This is a genomic window from Magnetococcales bacterium (assembly GCA_015228935.1).
GTDB lineage: Bacteria > Pseudomonadota > Magnetococcia > Magnetococcales > DC0425bin3 > HA3dbin3.
Genome location: JADGCO010000046.1, coordinates 15,012 through 34,607, shown reverse-complemented (window position 1 = coordinate 34,607; position 19,596 = coordinate 15,012). Strand labels below are relative to the sequence as shown.

At 51.6% G+C, this 19,596-nt stretch carries 15 protein-coding genes and 1 CRISPR repeat array; of the genes, 11 read left to right on the top strand and 4 right to left on the bottom strand.

Annotated elements, in window-relative coordinates:
• The 10 genes from cas6 to HQL65_12045 all read left to right on the top strand — a co-directional run.
• Positions 1-453 (top strand): CRISPR system precrRNA processing endoribonuclease RAMP protein Cas6 (cas6, locus tag HQL65_12090; GenBank protein ID MBF0136971.1); only part of this gene is annotated, 453 nt, incomplete at its 5' end.
• Between the two features lie 12 nt (positions 454-465).
• Positions 466-1,806, top strand: coding sequence for a TIGR02710 family CRISPR-associated protein (locus HQL65_12085; GenBank protein ID MBF0136970.1), 1,341 nt, complete (start codon positions 466-468; stop codon positions 1,804-1,806).
• A 5-nt stretch (positions 1,807-1,811) separates the two neighbouring features.
• Positions 1,812-2,867: a CRISPR-associated endonuclease Cas1 gene (gene cas1, locus HQL65_12080; GenBank protein MBF0136969.1), complete on the top strand. Its 1,056-nt coding sequence runs from the start codon at positions 1,812-1,814 to the stop codon at positions 2,865-2,867.
• A 34-nt stretch (positions 2,868-2,901) separates the two neighbouring features.
• On the top strand, positions 2,902-3,192 hold the full coding sequence (cas2, locus tag HQL65_12075) for a CRISPR-associated endonuclease Cas2 (protein MBF0136968.1): 291 nt from the start codon (positions 2,902-2,904) through the stop codon (positions 3,190-3,192).
• A gap of 206 nt (positions 3,193-3,398) precedes the next feature.
• Positions 3,399-5,207: a CRISPR direct-repeat array (repeat unit 37 nt; unit sequence GTTGCAGTTATCGCCCCGCCTTTAAGGGGATTGAGAC).
• A gap of 584 nt (positions 5,208-5,791) precedes the next feature.
• Positions 5,792-6,754 carry an Rpn family recombination-promoting nuclease/putative transposase gene (locus tag HQL65_12070; GenBank protein ID MBF0136967.1) on the top strand — a complete coding sequence of 321 codons (963 nt, stop codon included), beginning with the start codon at positions 5,792-5,794 and terminating at the stop codon, positions 6,752-6,754.
• Entirely contained in the window at positions 6,751-9,096 is a 2,346-nt protein-coding gene (locus HQL65_12065; GenBank protein ID MBF0136966.1) for a DEAD/DEAH box helicase family protein, read from the top strand. Before HQL65_12070 ends, HQL65_12065 begins: the two co-directional genes overlap by 4 nt.
• Positions 9,097-9,274: 178 nt before the next feature.
• A complete protein-coding gene (locus tag HQL65_12060; GenBank protein MBF0136965.1) occupies positions 9,275-10,456 on the top strand; it encodes a hypothetical protein in 1,182 nt (393 codons plus the stop codon).
• 254 nt (positions 10,457-10,710) lie between these two features.
• The gene (locus HQL65_12055; protein MBF0136964.1) at positions 10,711-12,621 is read left to right on the top strand and encodes a DUF3459 domain-containing protein; all 1,911 of its coding nucleotides are present in this window, start codon (positions 10,711-10,713) and stop codon (positions 12,619-12,621) included.
• A 3-nt stretch (positions 12,622-12,624) separates the two neighbouring features.
• The gene (locus HQL65_12050) at positions 12,625-14,820 is read left to right on the top strand and encodes an AAA family ATPase (protein MBF0136963.1); all 2,196 of its coding nucleotides are present in this window, start codon (positions 12,625-12,627) and stop codon (positions 14,818-14,820) included.
• A complete protein-coding gene (locus HQL65_12045) occupies positions 14,820-15,719 on the top strand; it encodes a hypothetical protein (GenBank protein MBF0136962.1) in 900 nt (299 codons plus the stop codon). Before HQL65_12050 ends, HQL65_12045 begins: the two co-directional genes overlap by 1 nt.
• 145 nt (positions 15,720-15,864) lie before the next feature.
• On the opposite strand, the gene HQL65_12040 is transcribed toward HQL65_12045, so the two are convergent.
• The 4 genes from HQL65_12040 to HQL65_12025 form a co-directional block, all read right to left on the bottom strand.
• The gene (locus tag HQL65_12040; protein ID MBF0136961.1) at positions 15,865-16,146 is read right to left on the bottom strand and encodes a prepilin-type N-terminal cleavage/methylation domain-containing protein; all 282 of its coding nucleotides are present in this window, start codon (positions 16,144-16,146) and stop codon (positions 15,865-15,867) included.
• 64 nt (positions 16,147-16,210) lie between these two features.
• Positions 16,211-17,581, bottom strand: a complete 1,371-nt coding sequence (locus tag HQL65_12035) for a hypothetical protein (protein ID MBF0136960.1) — start codon at positions 17,579-17,581, stop codon at positions 16,211-16,213.
• Between the two features lie 2 nt (positions 17,582-17,583).
• Complete coding sequence (locus HQL65_12030; protein MBF0136959.1) at positions 17,584-18,021, bottom strand: type II secretion system protein; 438 nt, start codon at positions 18,019-18,021, stop codon at positions 17,584-17,586.
• A 341-nt stretch (positions 18,022-18,362) separates the two neighbouring features.
• Complete coding sequence (locus HQL65_12025; GenBank protein ID MBF0136958.1) at positions 18,363-18,665, bottom strand: type II secretion system protein; 303 nt, start codon at positions 18,663-18,665, stop codon at positions 18,363-18,365.
• Between the two features lie 400 nt (positions 18,666-19,065).
• Between HQL65_12025 and HQL65_12020 the strand changes: the two genes are divergently transcribed.
• On the top strand, positions 19,066-19,503 hold the full coding sequence (locus tag HQL65_12020) for a hypothetical protein (protein MBF0136957.1): 438 nt from the start codon (positions 19,066-19,068) through the stop codon (positions 19,501-19,503).
• Positions 19,504-19,596: the final 93 nt, after the last annotated feature.

Sequence of the window (19,596 nt, the reverse complement as noted above, 5' to 3'; positions counted from 1 at the left end):
TGCTTGAAATCATCTCAAAAGCAGCTCGAAAAATGGGAAAAGCTGCGAAGATGGGTTACGCTGCACCTGCTCACCCCGTTGCGCATCCAGAAAGAGGGCAAGCCTTTGGGGCCTGGGCGTCTGCAACCACGGGATTTTTTGCTGACTCTGGCGCGGCGGGTTTCACTCCTTGCCGAATTTCACGTTGGAATGCATCTGGGCCTGGATTTTGGGGATCTCTCCCATCGGGCGGAGGCGATCACGGCCCATGGTGCCCTGGGTTGGCGGGAGTGGACCCGCTGGTCGGGTCGGCAACAGCAGGCCATGACCCTGGGAGGCATCACCGGGCGTTGGACACTACGGGGTGATCTGGCCCCTTTCTGGCCGCTGCTCTACCTCGGCCAGTGGCTGCATGTCGGCAAGAATGCCACGTTTGGGTTGGGTCGGTATGCCCTGGTCCATCAATCAAGATAAGGTATAACCATCATGAACGAGTCAAATAAGCCGGACAAGGTATTGTTGTTGACAGTCGGCACCGGAGATGGAGAACGGCGTGAGGAAACCCTGTACAAGCCACTCCGGTTGACCATCGAAAAAGGTCGATTCTCAGTTGTCATCATGCTGCCTTCCCTGGTTTCGGAAGAGTGGGCCGAGCAGGTGCGCAATGACCTGGCCCCCCTGAACATTCGGATCCACCCCTTGCCACGCACCGGTGATGAAGACAACGCCGACCATTGTTTTGACCATTTTGATCGTGTCATGACGGATCTGCTGGCTGATGGCTGGAAAAGCCACCAAATCGCCGTGGACCCCACCCGTGGCACCAAAATGATGAGTGCAGCCCTGGTGTTGGCAGCGGTGCGGCACGACGTTTCCTCTTTGCGTTACATCACGGGTGAACGGGATAAGCGGGGAATGGTACAACCGGGAACAGAACAGATTGCCGAGTTTCGCACCACCCGAATTACCGCCGCCCGCCGCATGGATGATGCTTTACGTTTGTTCCGGCATGGAAATTTTGCAGCCGTTCTGGATATTGTTCCCGATCCTGATTCGGGCTGGGCCGCTTGGCATTGGCCTGAAGAACATCACCATGGTTTGCGTGCGATTCGATCCCTGGCCATGTTTTATACGGCATGGGACCGGTTGAATTACCAGGAAGCCACCAAAAATATTCTGGATGAAAACAATCTTCCCAACAGAAAGTGGCGTGAATTCGCACCATCACTTGCGGTCAGGGATTGGGTAAAAATAGTCGCGGAACCATTCCCGGAGCTTCATGACGAAAAAACCCGCATGCAGCGCAAAGCCCCGCATCTGTTGCGTCTGGCCGTGGACTTGTGGGGTAACGGTTTGCGTCGCATCAAGGCTGGACAACTTGAAGATGCTGCCGTCCGTGCCTATCGCATCCTGGAGATGATCGGGCAGATGCGTCTGTTCGAACATGGCCATGACTCCTCCCGGCTTGACCCAAACCATCCTGATATCAATAAATATTTGGAAAAATTAAAGAAAAGCAAAGACACTCCCTTGAGCAGCAACAAGGATGGCACACGCATGGCTGGCCGCGAGCGGGTTGCCGGTTTGTTGCGATCCATGGGTGATCCTATGGGTGATTCCTTGCTCAAAATGGGCAACGATCCGCTCGTGAGTACCCAGGTGCGCAATACCAGTATTCTGATTCACGGATTTTTTGCCAAGGCACCTGACAGTCAAATCATGTCCGAGTACTACCTTCGTTTGGAAAAGGAGTTATTGCAACCCTGCCTGGGAGAACAAAGGCTTGATTGGCTCAAACTGGCCACCATCCCACTTTTTGACAGGTGATCACCATGCCCTCTCTCTACGTCACCGAACAGGGCGCGACCGTGCGCCTTTCCGGATCGAGTCTGATCGTCACCCTGGATGTGGACCCCGATGGGGATGGACCGTTGCCGGCGACACGGTCGATTCTCCTGGAGGTGGAACCGCACCGTTTGGAGATGATCGGGCTGGTCGGGCGGGTTCACATGACGGCCAATGCCCTGCATCTTTGTCTGGAACGGGGCATTGGCGTGGCATGGTTTGCCTGGAATGGGCGTTTTCTTGGGCGCATGGTGCCGGCTGAGGCCAAATCCGGGGATTTGCGCCTGGCTCAGTACCGAACTGCCATTGACCCGGTTGCCGCACTCGGTCTTGCCCGGCAGGTGATCACGGGTAAATGTGCCAATGCCATCGCGGTCTTGCGCGGCATCCAGGCCAACTATCCCGGACAGGAACCCGTGGCTGCGGCCATACGCGACATCCAGACCGCCGTTGAACGGGTCGGCGTTTGCCAGGATGCCGAGTCTTTGCTGGGGAGCGAAGGCCATGCCGCTCGGGCCTATTTTGGTGCCTTTGGTACGGGTTTTCGGGGCGACATCGGTTTTACGGGTCGCCAACGTCGCCCACCACCGGATCCGGCCAATGCCCTGCTTTCGTTTGGCTATGTTCTGTTGGGCAATCTGATCGGTGGTACGGTGGAAGCGCGGGGCATGGATCCGGCAGTGGGGTTTTTTCATGCCCTGCGTCCGGGGCGGCCCAGTCTGGCATTAGACCTGTTGGAAGAGTTCCGGCATCCGGTCGTGGATCGTTTTGTCTTGCGGGTGGTCAATCTGCGCATCCTGCGTCCAGACATGTTCGAGGCCGATACGGAGAGCCAGGGCGGGGTACGGCTGACCCGGGCCGGACTCAAGGTGTTTTTCCGCGCATGGGGAGAACATCTGGAGCGTCCCATGCCCGAGGCCGCCGGCGAAGATGGCGGGGATGCGAACAAGCTGGCTCCGGCAACCCTGATCCGCCGCCAGGTGGATCGTCTGGCAGCAGCCTTGCGGGGAGGGATACCTTATGCGCCTTTTGCACTGAAATGATCGTACCCATTTCTTTATTATCGGATACTTGACCATGGACACAGGTTTGCGTTACGTTGTCTGCTACGATATCGCCAATGATCGACGACGACGGCGCTTGTCCATCTGCCTCGATGGCTTTGGAGACAGAGTACAGGAAAGTGTTTTTGAAGCCGTCCTGGATCACGCGCTCTTTGACAAAATGGTTCTGGAGATGCTGACCATCATCTCCACCGATCAGGACTCTGTCCTGATCTATCCGCTCTGCGCCACTTGTGCCGGCAAAGTGCATCGTATCGGCGTCCCCGGCCCGGTTCCTGGCGTGGAAGAAGTGTTTGTGGTCTGACGCCACCCGGCGAAATTTCCGTAACCTCCAGGAAAGCCTTTTTCCGGGCAGGTTACGGAAATTCGTAACACCTTGAAAAACATCTTTTTCTCCGGCAGCATCAACCCCGGACACAAAAAAATCCGTTGGCACCAGAAACCCACTTGCCGAGGTTACGGAAATGATGCTAAAATCGCTTGCGTGTACAGTAGGATGGAAATGAGGCTGTTGCAGTTATCGCCCCGCCTTTAAGGGGATTGAGACATTTCCTACGCGGGATATCCTCCCGCTTCCAATACTCCCGTTGCAGTTATCGCCCCGCCTTTAAGGGGATTGAGACCAAGGTTGGCGCTCCAAGCATGCCTTGCAACTTTTCTTTGTTGCAGTTATCGCCCCGCCTTTAAGGGGATTGAGACATTTCTGCCAGGGTTTCAATCGGACTTTCGCCATGTGCATAGTTGCAGTTATCGCCCCGCCTTTAAGGGGATTGAGACCTTTCCTCTGTTCCAAAAATCACAAAATCGCCCAGCCGATTGTTGCAGTTATCGCCCCGCCTTTAAGGGGATTGAGACGTCCAGGGTCCAGCCCTCTATCTGCATCCCTACTGCCAGGCGTTGCAGTTATCGCCCCGCCTTTAAGGGGATTGAGACTGTCAAACGCCAAATTTTTGAAAAAGTCAAAGGGGTTGTTGCAGTTATCGCCCCGCCTTTAAGGGGATTGAGACGAACTTCAATCGGGCTTTCGCCATGCTTGTACACGGTGTCTGTTGCAGTTATCGCCCCGCCTTTAAGGGGATTGAGACATATTGACACCGTGTACAATCGTAACGCCATATTTGATCAGTTGCAGTTATCGCCCCGCCTTTAAGGGGATTGAGACCCGATTCCAACGGTGTACGTCCCAAGGTCATTTGCTCTTGAGTTGCAGTTATCGCCCCGCCTTTAAGGGGATTGAAACTTGCGTTAACAACTTCCAAAACTTCAGCTTCTGTAAAGTTTCAGTTATCGCCCCGCCTTTAAGGGGATTGAGACTGGTATTCCCGTAATAGGGGAATCATTTTTTTGCTCTTTCCGTTGCAGTTATCGCCCCGCCTTTAAGGGGATTGAGACGCTTCAGGATGATGGCTGGATCAACTCCGGCATCCAGGCAGTTGCAGTTATCGCCCCGCCTTTAAGGGGATTGAGACCCATCTGTATTAAATTGCCTGTCTGTGTTAAAATACTTGTCTGTTGCAGTTATCGCCCCGCCTTTAAGGGGATTGAGACCAATGAACGGCGCTACTTTTTTAATCATCCCAAGCAATTCAGTTGCAGTTATCGCCCCGCCTTTAAGGGGATTGAGACCGTACTAAAACCCGAAGCTTTAGCGAGGGTTATTGACTTTTCAATCTTGTAGTTATCGCCCCGCCTTTAAGGGGATTGAGACTAGGCCATGGCCAAGCCACGGATCTGGTATGTCGTGGGGACCTTGTAGTTATCGCCCCGCCTTTAAGGGGATTGAGACTCTCACCACCCATGGTTTGCAACCGTGTGGTTGGTATTTCGTTGCAGTTATCGCCCCGCCTTTAAGGGGATTGAGACACGAAAGGCGGGAACGCCCCATCGGCGCAGTCTTCCTTGTTGCAGTTATCGCCCCGCCTTTAAGGGGATTGAGACCTGTCTATAAGCAATGTTGGGTTGTTCATCTGTATTCCTTTGTTGCAGTTATCGCCCCGCCTTTAAGGGGATTGAGACAGGCCTTTTTCAAGGCCTGGCCCAGCGCCGACTTCCCCGTTGCAGTTATCGCCCCGCCTTTAAGGGGATTGAGACATCTCCGCCTAAGCGCGCCAAGCTGCCATCTCTTAAAATTTGTTGCAGTTATCGCCCCGCCTTTAAGGGGATTGAGACATTGAAGCCTGCCCGTCTGGCGACGTGGCAGTGACAGGGTTGCAGTTATCGCCCCGCCTTTAAGGGGATTGAGACTAAACGTGCCGTCATACACCGCCGCGTCACAATTCGGTGTTGCAGTTATCGCCCCGCCTTTAAGGGGATTGAGACATCTTTAATAATCTTTTAGTCATCACAGATGTTCTTTTCTTATCGGACGTCTTTCAAAATCAATTGGATGACGATCCTTCGCAAGGCTTTGATATTAACCAGGGAGATTCACAATGAGAAACCTGTTGATGATAACTATAATTTTCATCGTGGGGGCAGCAAATGCCGACGCTGACTGCTCCAGGTATTTGAATCAGGGCTGCAACGAGGAGAAAAACCCAGGCTCTTGTGAGAAAAACCGCACTCAATACAACAAGTGCCTGGCCGCAGAACAACGTTCTCTCAATTCCTCTGAAAGTGATGCCGGCGAAAATCAGAAATCCAGCCCAGGTTCACAGAGTTCCGGCTCAGGTCGGAAAAGCCCCGGGAGTGAAGGGGGCAGCAGATCCCTCTATTGAACTTTGCGTTGGTTCAAGAAGATGTGCATGCCACCAAAATTGTCCCATCATCAATTGAAAATTTTGGCAACATGGTTATCGAAAGGAGGGAATGCTTGATTGGCAGCAACCCTCAGTTTATGATGGTCCAATAAGAAGCAAGTCGGAAAATAATTCGGCAAGAAAATTGCGCAATGGGTTGCCAACATGGCCGATCACGACGGCGGATATAAAAATCTGTTTTCCCAGCAGAAAATGATCCGTGATCTGCTGATTGGTTTTGTCCACGCGGCCTGGGTTCAACATCTCGATTTCAACACCCTGGAAAAAATCAACGTCCGCACCATAGGTGATGATCTCCGGCAACGCGAAGGTGATCTCCTGTGGCGGGTTCGCCTGGATAAATATTGGCTGCACATTCTCCTGATCCTCGAATTACAGGCCTCGGTCGATGAAGCCATGCCGGAACGCATGGTGGACTATGCGGTCTCTTCCTATCGGGATCTGCGCAAAAGCGGCGTCATCAAGGGAACAGTACTCCCTCCTGTCGTGCCCATCGTATTGTACCGGGGTTCCTCCCCCTGGAATGTCCCCCTCGATATCGGCGATTGTATCCCCAAAGTCCCCGGCTTGGAACCCTATCAGCCGCGCATGCGCTATATTCTGCTCGATATCAATACCATGATTGAATCCGATGTCCTCGATACACGCAATCTGGCCGCCGCTCTGATCGCCATGGAAAAAAGCCGCTCACCAGAAAGGCTTCGACATCTGATCCGCATGCTGGAACAATGGTTGCGGAAACCTGAAGATGCCAGTGTAAGACGGGCTTTTTCCACTTGGCTACGTCGGGTACTGCTGCCAACACGCCTGCCCGGTATCACCCTGCCGGAATTGACTGACCTGAACGAGGAACAAGACATGCTCGACGAAATGGTCCAGATATGGAGCAAGGAACTGCATGAAGATGGTCGGCGGAAAGGCAAACAGGAAGGCCAACAGGAAGAAGCCAAAGCTTTTTTGCTTCGCCTGTTGAATCGTCGCTTTGGCCCCTTACCAGGATGGATCACTGAAAAAATCCATCTGGCCAAGCTGCCAACTCTGGAGGCATGGGGAGATCGCATGCTGGAAGCGGCAACATTGGAAGAAATTTTTTTTGGTGACCTGTGAGCGACCCTGTCCCGCCGCTTCCCGATGATCTTGCAATCTGGGAAAGTCGCCTGCACGAAGCCATATGCAGTTTCCAGCCTGCGACCCGGTTGGCGAATGAGGCCCTGGCCCAATATCCGAACGATCCGGAATTTCTTTTTCTGGCTGCACTGGCCGCATTGATTGAAGAACGGCCCGACCGTTGCCTTAAATATTTAAAAAGATTAAGCAAGAAATATATACCTGAACGAAAATGCGAATTGCTGCGGGCCATTGCCCAGATGCAACAAGGCCTGTGGAATCTGGCCATCCGCACCCTGGAAGAAAACAAGTTTACCGGACCAGGCAACAAGGCTGTAGACCTGCCCTGTCAAGAACGGATTCTTCCCTGGGTCAACAAGTGGGTCCGCCGCATCTATGAAAAGCATCACCTTGCCCGGCTGGACGATTCCCGAAAATTCATCGCGAAAAAACCATCTTTAAAAACAAATATCAAACGTACCGCAACCCGAAAACCCACCAAACCACCCAGCGAACCACACCCCCCCTCCCCCAGCAAACCACCCGAAGCCACCCCGCCGCCAAACAACGACACAAGCAGCCAGAAAGAAACATTCGCACTCCCCTTTGAACGTTTTGCCCCGGAAATTCACATTGAACCCCTGACGCTGGACCCCCGCATGGTGGGAAAAGTAACCGAAAGGCAGGAACCGTCCCCCTGGTTCCGCCTGCGCGAAGAGGTGGCCCGCCTGGAACTGCTGCAAGGATTCGACGAACTGCTCTGCCTGCCACATTTGCGGGATGTGACCATCTACTGGTATCAGGTCGAAGCGGTGCGCAAGGTCCTGCGCCATTTTCGGGGCCGGGTCCTGCTCGCCGACGAAGTGGGCCTGGGCAAAACCATCGAAGCCGGCATGGTCATCAAGGAGTACCTCCTGCGCGGCATGGTGGAACGCATCCTGATCCTCACCCCGGCCTCGCTCGTGGGCCAGTGGCATGAAGAAATGGCCACCAAGTTCGGCATCGCCTTTACGTCGAGTTATGACCCCCTGCTGAAGGAAAACCCCGATGCCTTCTGGGATCAACCCAGGGTCATCGCCTCCATCGCCACCGCCCGCCGCCGCGAACAGTTCGACCGCCTGCTGACCCGCCCCTATGACCTGGTGATCATCGATGAAGCCCACCACCTCAAGGATCGAACCACCCGCAACTGGCAACTGGTCGATGGCCTGAAAAAACGTTTTCTGTTGCTCCTGTCGGCCACCCCGGTCCAAAATTCCCTCGTGGAACTCTACAATCTGCTGACCCTGCTCAAACCCGGCATCTTCAAAACCGAACGGGAGTTTCGCGCCACCTACATGACCCCCCGCAAACCCCGCATTCCGGCCAATCGGCTGCAACTCCGGGAGCTGATGCGCGATGTCATGATCCGCAACACCCGGGCGCTCGTCGATGTCCGGCTCCCCCCCCGCCAGGCCGTGACCCTGCGCGTGGACGGGTCGGAAGATGAACAGGCCTGTTACGCACAACTCGATCTTCTGGTCCGGGACATGCACCAGAAAGAAGGCACGACCCACCGCCTGACCCTGCATCATCTTCTGGCCGCTGCCGGTTCATCACCCCAGGCCGCCATCGCCGCCATCGAACGACTCGTGCAACGGGACAATCAATTGCCGCAAGCCTGGCATGCCCTGCTCAAGCGTTATCAGACCGTTGCCAGCGGTGCCAAGGAACGCGCCCTCCTCGACCTGTTGCGCCGCAATCCCGATGAAAAAAAAATGGTCTTCATCCACCACCGGGAAACCATGACCCGTCTGGCCACCATTTTGCAAAAAGCCGGCATCGCCGCCACCCGCTTTGAAGGAGGCATGAGCGGCCCCGACAAGGATGCCGCCGTGGTCCGGTTTCGCGACGAAGCCGCCGTCCTGCTCTGCACCGAATCCGGCGGCGAAGGTCGCAACATGCAGTTTTGCAATACCATGATCAATTTTGACCTTCCCTGGAATCCCATGGCCATCGAACAACGCATTGGCCGCATCCATCGCATCGGCCAAACCCGCGAAGTGTTCATCTTCAATCTGGCCAGCCGTGGCTCCGTGGAAGATCGACTGTTGCGCATTCTCGATGAAAAGTTGAACCTGTTCGAACTCGTGGTGGGGGAAGTGGATGCCATCCTGGGCGAAATCGACGAAGAACAGGATTTTGCCAGCCTGGTATTCACCTCCTGGGTACGGGCCACCGACGCCGAACGCGACGCCGCTTTCCTGGAACTCGAAGAACGCATGGCCACAGCCCGCCAAAGCTACAATGCCATCAAACAACTCGATGAAGAGTTGTTCGGAGAAGAGTTTGAGTCAGCCTGACGCTGACGCTGACACGACGATGCCATCAAACGACTCGATGAAAAATTGTTCGGAGAAGAGTTTGAATCAGCCTGACGTTGACGCGACGATGCCATCAAACGACTCGATGAAAAATTGTTCGGAGAAAAGTCCGGGTCTGCCTGGTGCTGAACTCCATGATTGCAGGGAATAATCCAGCATGAATGAACAGTTGTTCCACGTCACCGCTGAACTGCTGCAACGCCGGGGCGCTGTTGTGGATCACCCGCAACCAGCCGTCATGGAGGTGATGTTGCCGCCGGAGTGGCAAAAAAAACTGGATTTGCCGGAATTTTCCAGCCTCGGCTTCGCGGCGGATGCCCCGGAAACCGCCCGCCGCGTCGGCTCGGATCCGGAATGGATGGACCGCCTGTCTCGCCTGCTGCAAGAGGATGGCCGAACCCTGCATCGCTGCTGGCCGGTGGAATTTGACCTGCCCAAAGATCCGGAACGAATCCTCGAACAAAACCTGCTCCTGCCCAATGCCGTATTTCGGCTGGAATCCAGCAGCAAAGCCTGGACCCGCTACCTCATCCTCTGGCTGCGCCATACCGCCATGGCCGATGAAAAACGCGAAGGATTGCTGATCAAAGGCTTCAATCTGGCCAACAATGCCCCCATCGATCCCTGCCTGGAAGGATTGCTGGCAGCCCTGCGGATGCGGGATGCCAATATTCAGGACGACAACGGCACGACACACCACACACCCTCCAGCGACCCGACAGGAATTCCAAAAGAGGATGTGCTGCCCCCCCTCTGGACCACCGAGCAGCTCCAGGCCAGCCTGCACCATGCCCTGCCCATGCAGATCCGACAGATCCTGAAACCATTCCTGGATGGACTCCACCGCCGTCTCGACCGGGATTTGCAGCGTTTGCATGGTTATTATACCGACCTGTCGCGGGATATCGTGCGACGGGAGACAACCGGACGTACCCCCACCCCGGATCCGGCACATATGCAAAACCGCCTGGCCGCCATCCGCAGTGAATATCGAAGTAAATTATCCGACCTGAAAGAAAAACATGCCGTCACCATCCGCACGACCTGGGTGCAAACCCTCATCCTGACCATGCCGGTCTGCCGACTCCAGGTGACAATCCGCCGGCGCAAAGGCGAACGTAAAACATTTCTGGACTGGAATCCCGTCACCCGTCGGCTGGATCCCCTGCCCTGTGAGGCAGGCCTGATCACCCCAGATCCCTCGCGTCTGGTGTGTGACGACGCACTGCATTTTCTCTCCATCACCGCCCATGCCAACTGCACCCGCTGTGAAAAATCTTTTTGTCGAGCCTGTCATCCACGCATTTGTCCCCGTTGCGGCGCACCCGCCTTCGCCTGATTGTCACGCCTTGTCATTCGAATGAACCGGGAAACAATCACGGTATTCTCCACCCAGGGTTTTATTGATTGATTGCATCGAACCGCCCATGAAGGTATGATATGCAGGGAGAAAGGCAGAGCCGCTTCCTCCTGGACCTCCATCCCGGTTTTCAGATGTATGGAGGAATCTGAACAATTACGGGAAAAGAACGCTCCCGAATCCACTCACTTTCATATTCTGAAAAACATATGACCAGTCGCCGTGTCCATGGGATGCCGTTTGGAACTTTCCTGCAAGAGGATGGCACCGTTGCCTTTCGCTTGTGGGCACCTGCCGCCCGTCAGGTGGATCTTTGTCTGGAATCTGCGACCAAAAAAGAAAAAATTCTTCCGCTTCAGGCAACGGAAGGGGGTTGGTTTACGCTGATTACCGATGCGGCCAAGGCGAACTCCCTGTATCGCTTCCGCATCGACAAAGGCCCACGGGTCCCAGATCCGGCTTCCCGATATCAACCTCATGACGTGCATGGCCCGAGTTGCGTCGTCGATCCGGCGGCCTGGGAGTGGCCCGATGCCTCCTGGCAAGGCCGACCCTGGACCGAGACAATCATTTACGAACTTCACGTCGGCACCTTTACCCCGCGCGGCGATTATTTGGGTGTGGAAAAACACCTGGAATATCTGGACAGACTGGGTGTCACGGCGATAGAACTCATGCCCCTGGCCGATTTTCCCGGTCAGCATGGCTGGGGTTATGATGGCGTGCTGCCCTTTGCCCCCGAATCGGTCTATGGTCGCCCGGAAGATTTGAAAAATTTGGTGGCCAAAGCCCATGCCCTGGGGATCATGGTGTTTCTGGACGTGGTATACAACCACTTTGGACCCGAGGGCAATTATCTGCACCTGTATGCCCCCCAATTTTTTCATACCCACCACCACACCCCCTGGGGCGTGGCCATGAATTTTTCCGGAACCGACAGTCATTGGGTCCGGCAGTTTTTCATTCATAATGCATTGTATTGGCTGGAAGAGTATCATATGGATGGCTTGCGTCTGGACGCCGTCCAGGCCATGGTGGATGAGACCGAACCCGATATCATTCATGAATTGGCCGCTGCTGTCCAGAATGGTCCCGGTGCCCAGCGTCCCATCCACCTGATTCTGGAAAATGATGCCAATACCGCCCACTATTTGCGCCCAGATAGTTTTATTCAACAAGCGCCCAAGGCCGGCAAACCAGGCCTGGCCAAAGGTCATCCGGCTCCGAAGCCGCAGCCACCCGGCACCATCCAACCGGAAATGGCCACTGGCCGTTGCCAGGCACAATGGCACGATGATCTGCATCATGCCCTGCATCACATCCTGACCGGAGAAACCCAGGCATATTATCTGGATTTCCAGAAGACGCCGCTGCACCATCTTGGCCGCTCTCTGGCCGAGGGATTTGCCTGGCAGGGGGAGGCCTCCCCCTACCGCGATGGCCGGTCACGCGGTGAACCAAGCGCCCATCTCCCTCCCACAGCCTTTGTGTCCTTTCTGCAAAATCACGATCAGGTCGGCAACCGACTCGCTGCCGAACGGATCGTCTCCCTGGTCCCGCCAGAGGCCGTTCAGGCTGCCACGACCCTGTTGTTGCTGGCTCCCCAAATTCCCATGCTGTTCATGGGACAGGAGTGGGGATGTTCACAGCCTTTTCCATTTTTTTGCGACCTGCACGCCGACCTGCACCCATCCATTGTCGAAGGCCGACAACGGGAATTCAGGCATTATTACCGATTCCACAACCTGAAGGAACTGCCCCCCCTGCCCCACCCCGGGTACCCACAAACAATGGCCATGGCACGCATGGATTGGCGCGCCATCAATAACCAAAACGGGCCATACTGGTTGACCCTGCATCAAAAATTATTGGCCGTGCGCCACAAGGAAATCATACCACGTCTCCCCCTGATCGGAGGGCATGCCGGACAATGGTTTGTCCGTTCCGATGGCCTTTTGCAAGTGTTCTGGTCCCTGCGGGACGGTTCCAGATTGATCGTCAAGGCCAATTTGTCGCCCAACTCCTTGCCGGCACCGCCCCATGTTGGATACCCTTTCCATGCGACACACACGGTTGGAAAGTATTTTCCTCCCTGGTATGTTGCCTGGCATATACAAGATGTTTCAGGTACGACCGTTGTCTGACCCATGATCGAAAAACAGCAGGATGAATTTGATATGAATGATGAGGAAACCCGAAACGAGTCCAGTGTCAAGCGGATCAGCATAAAGAACATCTACCTTGATCCAAACAATTACCGACTGATTCACGAAAAAGATTTTGTCGAAGTATCTGATGAGCGCATCAAGGATGATACGGTTGCGCGTCGAACTTTTCGCATGCTTGCTGGAGAACGCAACCAAAATATTCAAGATTTGATTGACAGTTTTCTCGCCAATGGCTATCTACCCGTTGATCAAATTCAGGTACGCGAATTACCTGAAAAAGGTTATGTTGTTGTCGAAGGAAATCGTCGCATCGCCGCCCTGAAACATATTTTGCATGAACATGAACAAAAATATATCGATTTGGGAAAGTTGGGGATTGAAATTTTCAGCAGAATTCCTGTTGTTTTATATAATGATGCCGGTGAGTTGCATCATCTGACTCTGATGGCTCTTAAACATATCAGCGGAAACAAAAAATGGAAAGAGTGGAACCAGGCCAAACTTTTACAAAGAATGCATTCTAAATTTTTTATTGGTGAAGAAGAAATTTGTCGGAGAATTGGGATCAGCAAGGTGGAGTTGCGGCGCAGCTTACGTGCATTGGCTTTTGTTGAACAGTATAAAAAATCTGATTATGGCGATCAGTTTGATGAGAGCAAGTTTCCAATTTTTCGTGAAGTCATTAAAAACTCAGCCATGAAAGATTGGTTGAATTGGAACGATGAAATTTACTCTGCCGGCGATACGAATCATGCCGATATTTTCTTTTCATTGATATCAAGAGAGCCAATTTCTGAGGAAGATGACGATGGTCAGGTTACTTATGGAGAACAATATCAAGAACCGGCCATTAATAAACGGGATGATATTTATACCCTGAGCAGGCTTCTTACAGATCGGCGAGCCTTTGATATATTGGTAAAAACCAGAAACTTACAAATGGCTTATCAGGCAAGCGACCTGGTCATTCAAACACAGCAGGATTTTTTGGTTGAATCCGTTTCCAGAGACATCAATACTTTGGGAGGATTATCCATACGAGGGGAGAATCTTTTATCGATTGAAAACGCTCTTGGAAAATTGCAAAGCATTATTGATCGGACCCGATCAACGGGTTTGATCGGTGTCGAACAAAAAAATATTTTCCATGATCGTATTGATTCCCATTTTACTTCTCTAATGATTCATGATTATAAAAAATTAAAAAATATTCGTATTGACACATTGTCTCGAATAAATATATTTGCTGGAATCAATAACACCGGAAAAACGACATTGCTTGAGGCGGTTTATCTACTGTCTCATCAAAACGATTTTGACGGATTATTAAATATTATGCGTTTGAGAGCCAAGGAAGCAGCAGATCGGTTGGATCCTGAATGGTTCCTGGAACAAATCCCGGATTCCATCCATATTTCGGGAAAATTTGACAATCAGGATACAAATATTTCAACTCTTCACTATTTCGAGGAAAGTCCTACATTTGATAAAACAAGATACATGCAGACAGTTGAATTGACAGCAAACCATGGCACCCATAAGCAGGAATCGTTAACCCGTATTTTTCTGGGACGACAGCGTGAAACATTGGCAGATTCTATTAAACTGCTTTGCCCGGTGGTATTCAGTAGCCCGTTTTTCCTCAACGAACCGCATCGTTATGCAAGATTCTATCATCAGAGCGTCCAATCCAAATCCTTACCTCAAATTATTGAATTTTTGCGCCGGGAGATGCTTCCAAGCATCAATGACATTCGCTTGATTGATGCCCGACAGCGTTTTATCGTGGATGATAACAAGTTTGACCGAGGTGTTGATATTGCAGTTTATGGCGAGGGTCTACAGCGTATTTTTTTCTTATCCCTGATGTTCTCTGCGGCCAAAAATGGAATTGTTCTCATCGATGAATTTGAAAATGCTATCCATGCAAAATTGATTGCCCGCTACACCCCGTTTATTCATGAACTGGCCGTCACATTTAATGCCCAACTCTTCATGACGAGTCACAGCAAAGAGTGCATAGATGCTTTTATAGAGAATTCTAAAAACCCAGAATATTATTCTTTTTATGCTCTCGTGGAAAATGAAGAGAAAATTATTGTAAGATATTATGATGGACAAAAATTTCAAAAGCTTCTCAAGGCAGGAAATGTGGATTTAAGGAAAGCCAGATAATGCTCGACTATAAGGCACTTTTTGTGTTTTGTGAAGGAAAACATGATGTAGCCTTGACCAGATTGGTCTTGAAACACATTTTTGGTTTTTCAAGAGCCAAATGGCCGTTGAGTCAATTTCCCTCTCCCTTAAATCAAATTTTTAGAAACACTTTAAGCCTTCATGCCATGAAAGATCTCGACCTCGCCATGGCGCATAAATTTTTTCTGCCAGATCGTGTGCTATACAAGGAAAATAATCTCATCTTACTGTTTGACAGTGGCGGTGATGCCAGAAAAAATAATATTATGCCTTTTCTTTCGTCGTACATGCTTTTATCAAAAGAGGCATCTGAATTGACAGGAGAAACTGATAAAATTATAAAAAAGTCGCGTTATTTATTTATATATGATGCAGATTCAAGAAGTTTTGATATAATTTTTGATGAATTCATGAGGGATTTTTCTGAAATCAGCGACATTTATGGAAAAGAGCAGTGGATATCTGGAAATATTGTGGTTGATAAAAACAACATGGCAGGAATTGTTGATGGAGATAAGGGTATTTATATATGGGGAGATCCAAAAAAAGGAGGAACATTGGAAGATATTCTTATTCCTTTACTGCAAAAAGATCATGCGCAATTGATAGAGAAGTCGAATGATGCCGTCACAAACATGTTTGATTGGAAAATACAAGACCCGGTAAAAGAAATTGCCATAGCCGAAAAATCAAAAAAGCAGAAGGCGATCATCACCTTGGCAGGGCAAAGAAAAAGGCCCGGATCATCCATGAATGTCATGATTGATCAGACTGGCTTGATCACTGGCAATGCATTAAACGCCTTGCCAAGCGTAAAAGAATTTGCTGATTTTATTTCAAAATTTGCGGAATTTAAAAAATTGTTTGGCACCATTTAAACCAGTTCCTTTCGTTTTTTCGGAAATACACACATTTCGAAGTGAACACGGTTTGGCGTATACCAGGACATATTCATTTTCATGAGCAGGTTGCGATTGAAAATTTTCCAATCGTTTAACCGAAAGTTCACATCAAGATTTAATTTCAAGGGGTCGCACCACACATGGTAGCGAGGGAAGCCGTCTCCGCAACCGTTGGGTTCGCAGTGTCAACAAAAGAGAGGGCAATTTTCGCCCTGCATGCATTCCAGGTTGCCGTACTTCTGGCGGTCAATGCGGCCGTATTCGTCCGGGCTTGACGGGTCACATCACCAAACTGTGTAACAGCAATGCCGCCCAGAATGCCAATCACCAAAATCACGATCAAGATTTCAATCAGAGTGAAACCGGTTTGACCCTTGCCTGCTTTGCAACGGGTGGTTTTCATGATTTTTCACCATGATGGCGTGCTGTACTGGTTCCGCAGGCTGCCAGCACTTTGGTTGATGGAATTAAAAATTTTCCTGCCAGGATACAGCACTCATGGTGACTCGTCTCCCTTCGTTCAGATTTCTCAAGGCTTCGTCATAATAAAAATCGGCGGTACCATTGGCTTTGGAAACAATTCGACCGCGCACGGCACCCGTGAAATCGGCATTGCCATTCATCGTTATGGATGCCAGAGGCGCATAAGTCACACTCTTGGCCGAGGCACCCCCATTCAGATTGATTGTACCACTGCCGCTGCTATAGATTCTGAACTGACTCGCTGTACCGCTGTTCATGATACCCTGGGCACCGATATCGACCGGGCCTGTTGAATAGACAGTTACGGATGAACTGCTGTCAATCAATATTTGCCCGGTTACGTTGAGGGTTCCACCACCGGCCATATAAATGGTGAGGTTGGCTCCACTGACCAGGGAAAGAGACGTGGTATTGCTGATTGTAAAGTTTCCCCCGCCCGTTATATAAATATTGAACTCCCTGGTTCCTGTTGCAGGTCCGGTAAAAATCAAGTCAACATTATTATTTGGATCGTAAGAAGTGCAATAATAATCCGTTGCAACAGAAATAGTCGCATCGCTTGCCGGGGTGCAACTGGATGCAACGGGCAAGGTCCCACCATATTTGCTGGTCAGATACGCAGACATGCTGTCTGACACCAAAGAGACAACATTCAGGGGATCACAATCCGCCGCTGTGGTCGTGGGTGCCTGTCCGGCATTGTGTGCCCCGACAACCGAACCGGTGATGGTCCCGGTCACTGACGCATCACCACGCACAATTGAACTGCCACCCACAGTGAGATTGCTGCCGGCTCCGGTGGTCAAGGCATCGCCCCTCAAATCCACACTTCCGGAAAGAGAAATATGGGCGGCAGGATTGATGGTTTTCACATCACCATTGTAGAGATTGGTCCCGCCGGTCGTTGAATTGATACTGTTGGTTTCCATGTCACCACCCATGACCACCCCTTCACAACCGACCATGCCGGTATCCCACAATCCCGAAACCGTACAATTCATGACTTCCTGTATGGTGCGTTGGGCCGTTTTGGCAGTACCTGTTGCATTCAACTGAAACTGATTGCTGCCCAGGCTGGTCACGTTGACGGAAAAATCCTCGCCGGTGGCCAACGAACCCGTCAGAGGCAGGGTGAGGCCGGTGGTGACACATTGGTTGGCTTTCAGGCGATATTTGGCGTTTTCCAGACCGGACTCGGCCAGGAACAGGGCACGTCCTCCCTGGGTTTCCTCGATGGTTGCCAGGGTATCCACCCCGGCCATCCGCACGGCAGCCGCCACCATGGCCCCGACTCCCAGAATCAAAAACAAGGCCACCAGCAACATGGAACCGGACTCTTTCGCAGGCGCGTTCATCGCTAATTCCTCGGATTGACACTGGTCGAAAACAGAATATTTCCACCCTGCCGCCGGGTGAGGGAAAGCGCGATATCCAGCAAGGTCACCGGCGGGGCATTCCCATTGGAAGTGAACTGCACCGACGCCACCTGATCCGCCAGAACCACCGCAACCCCATCCTGGGTTCTGACCAGCGTACTGCCAGTCACGGAATAGGTGACGGTGGACCCACCGCCCGGCGGAGTAAACTGGATCTGGGTACTGTTGTTGTAGGGCGGGTTGACAAAGCCGGTAGAACCACGCAGTTCCCGGGTCATCCGGGCCATGGCCAGACGCCCCTGGCTGGTGACTCCATTCAGGTCACGCTCCTGCATGTAGGCATCGAGAAAATTATCGATCAGAGGTGCCGTCATGCTGGTGAGGATACCCATGATCAGGATCACGATGAGCATTTCCACAAACGTGAAACCGTTCTTTCGCCTTGCCTGAACCCTGTTCTCTGGTCGTGCCATCCTTACGGATTTCATAAATCACCAAGCAGGGATTGATGTTGCTGAAACATTGGCGCAGCAGATTTCGCATACCCTTTTGTCGAGTCCATGATTTGCAAATAAATCAAAGCATACATGATTAATAACATTATTATAAATTGCAAAACTCAAAAATTCTAATGTGCGTACACGCCAAAACAGAAAGGGGGAATGTCCTTGTCTCGAACAGGACACTCCCCTCATCCCACTTTGAACTGTCTATCCGACCACACCCAGGACAAACAGATACCGGGCTTTTGCAACCGCGATTATTCTGTCAAGGCTGCCACAGAACCCCCTCCACCCGTAGGAGCTGCCCCACAAAGCCCGTTCGCAGCGGACAGGTTTGCGAACGTTTGGCCTGCCGCCTTTCCTTTGGTGATGCAGGAATTCCATGTTGTCATATTCTTATCCGACATGGTGTTGGCGTTCGTCGTCGCTGTTCCGGTCACATCACCAAACTGTGACACGGCTACACCACCCAGGATACCGATCACCAGAATCACGATCAACAACTCGATCAGGGTAAAACCTTCTTGGCCTTGGCCGGATTTGCGATTGGCGGTTTTCATGTTCGTTCCCCTTTATTTGTAAGGTTTCATATGCAAGAAACTTCGGTCCGGGAACCACTCCCGGGACCGGCTGGCCCACTTGGGCGTCGCCTACCATGTTTCAATTCGCGTGCCATGTTTAGAATTACCATTAAATTCAACATATAAAAAGGAACTTTTCCCCGGACCGGCCTTTTTTTGGAAAAACAACCCCCGTGGCGATGAACAAAGGAAATGAAGCTTTCCATTAATAGGGAAACGTTCATTGACATCACAAACCAGACTGCCCAATCGATGGTAACGATTGTTGACGTTGTGGTGTCTGAAGCAATGGATATATAATTTTGGAAATTCTGGCAGCCGGAGGCTGCCAGCCTTTCAGTCCATTGCAAGGAATTTTCCAGATCATGAGGTGGAAGAAATGCTGAAGCAGAGTCTTACTTTCTCTGGAGTTGCCTGTGCGCTGTCATTGTTGGTTCTTCTGACCCCGGCCAAGGGTGGTACAGCTTGCGAAAGCTCCGAATGCTTCCAGAAACAGGCTACTGAAATCGACATCCTGGCCCGCAAACGTAAAACAGATCAGGCTCAGAAAAAAAAGGAATTTGAAGATCTGCACCAGTATGAATCCCTCCGGATCGAGGCCATGGAGACCACCGCCAGCATCTACAAATCCATCGCCGAAATTCATGATATCTGTAAAAAATCCGAGGGACGGGACAAGATTGCCGAGATCATGAACCAACTGAACAAAATTCAGATGCGCGATCAGGACAAGGACAAGGCGAAGCTGGCCAAAAAATATTTGCAAAATGCCAGGAAAGCCCTGGAAGAGGCTCAAGTCCTGTGCAAAGGGACGTAGCCACAGAGCAGGCATGAACCGACTGCAATGCCGAGCAGGCCAACTGAACAGATCAGACCAACTGGCAGGTCAGGCCAATGAGCAAATCAGGCC